Origin of the sequence: Micromonospora yasonensis, from assembly GCF_026013475.1 — a bacterium.
Taxonomy (GTDB): Bacteria; Actinomycetota; Actinomycetes; order Mycobacteriales; family Micromonosporaceae; genus Micromonospora; species Micromonospora yasonensis.
The window spans coordinates 1-1,778 of record NZ_JAPDPH010000434.1 but is presented as its reverse complement, the minus strand read 5'-3'; the positions used below and the strand labels follow the sequence as shown (position 1 = coordinate 1,778).

Here is a 1,778-nt window from a genome sequence, read left to right as displayed (position 1 = left end):
GTTGACTCTTCCGGCTACCTGACCTCACGAGATGGTGAGGTGACCAAGGGTCGACGGACGGTCGTGCAGGACCGCCCGTCGTTGATTTTCGACGAGGACTCCAGCTGGTTCCGGTCGATCGATTCGATCGCCCGCACCGCCGCCCTGGCGGCGGTGCGGGCAATGTTGATCGGTCACACGCCAATCGCGAGATAGCGGACTTCCTGGAACTCTTCCAATCCGATCGCTGCTCCCTCTCGTCCAAGCCCGGACTGCTTGGTGCCACCCATCGGCGCGAAACACACCGTGGGGAGAGGGTTGTTGACGCCGATAATGCCCACGTCCAGCCGTTCAGCGAACCGCCAAGCGCGGGAGAGGCTCCGGCTGTAAACGTAGCCGGCCAGGCCCATCTCGGTCATGTTCGCCTGGCTCAGCGCCTCTTCCTCGTCACGGAAGCGGAACACCCCGGCCGCGGGTCCGAACACCTCCTCGCGGGCTAGTGCGCAGTCCTGCGGCACGTCTACCAGCAGCGCCGGGGCGGAAAACGCGGGACCCGGGACACTGAAGTCGCGCGTGACCTTCTTGGCTCCGCGGCTGAGCGCCTCGTCGACGATGGTGGCGACGGCTGCGACTCGGTTCGCGTCGATACACGCGGAGAGGTCAGGTGTGGGGTCCATGAGGCCGTCACCGATGGTCATCTGATCGATACGCTCCGCAAGGCGGGTGACGAACTCGTCGAACACGGCGTCGTGAACCAGGAAGCGGTTCGCCGCTATGCACGACTGGCCCGTGTTGCGGAATTTGGCGATCAACGCGCCTTCCACCGCCGCGTCGAGGTCCGCGTCGTCGAATACGCAGAATGGCGCGTCGCCACCGAGTTCGAGGAGGGGCCGCACCACCCGCTCGCTCGCCTTGGCCATGACGCGCTGCCCGACGGAGGTGGACCCGGTGAAGGTGACAACACGAACGGCCGGGTGCTCCAGGTAGGCGTCCGTGATTTCCGCGGCCGGCCCGTGAACCAGGTTCACCACACCGGCCGGCAGATCCGCATCGGTGAGGCAGCGGAACAACTCGGTCACGGCCAGCGGCGCCTTCTCGGACACCCTGGCCACCACCGTACAGCCGGCCGCGAGGGCCGGGGCCAACTTGCGAGCCTGGATGGAACACGGGAAGTTCCACGGAGTCAGGCTCGCCACCACACCCGCCGGGCGACGGATGGTGAGGTGACGTCTGTCGGGTGCCTCGTTCGAGTGCACCGCACCGACCGGTCGTCGAGCCTCCTCCGCGAACCAGCGGAAGTACTCGGCAGAGAAGACGACCTCGCCGACCGCTTCCGGCAGCCGCTTCCCGGCCTCTCGAGCGAGCAGGCCACCGATCTCGTCGGCGCGGGCGACGATGAGGTCGGCCGCGGCATGAAGATAGTCGCTGCGGGCGCGAGCAGGCAGATCTCCCCATCCCGCCAGAGCCGCCTGGGCCGCGTCGGCTGCAGCCCGGGCCTGGTCGGCATCGCCGTAACCGACCGATCCGACCACAGAGCCATCAGTGGGGTTGATGACATCTCGGCGACGTGGCGGGTCGGACCAGACGCCGTCGATGAGGGTCGTCAGAGGCATCGCCATGGGGATCTCCGATCCGTCAGTACCTACTCGATGCGCCCCAGCCCGGGCTTGCGGGATCGTATCCCACTGGCCAGACCTCTTTCCACCGGCGGCCGACAGAGGAATGAGGTCTGGCCACAACACCGCAGGTGGGGCAGCGTTGTAACCAACGTCGGCCTACTGGCTCACCCCGCCGCCGAT

General features: G+C 67.0%; 2 protein-coding genes. One reads left to right on the top strand and one right to left on the bottom strand.

Going from position 1 to position 1,778, the window contains the following annotated elements:
- Positions 1-195 (top strand): hypothetical protein (locus ONA70_RS36125; RefSeq protein WP_265010962.1); only part of this gene is annotated, 195 nt, incomplete at its 5' end.
- On the opposite strand, the gene ONA70_RS36120 is transcribed toward ONA70_RS36125, so the two are convergent.
- Positions 174-1,598, bottom strand: coding sequence for an NAD-dependent succinate-semialdehyde dehydrogenase (locus ONA70_RS36120; RefSeq protein WP_265010961.1), 1,425 nt, complete (start codon positions 1,596-1,598; stop codon positions 174-176). The genes ONA70_RS36125 and ONA70_RS36120 overlap by 22 nt on opposite strands.
- Positions 1,599-1,778: the final 180 nt, after the last annotated feature.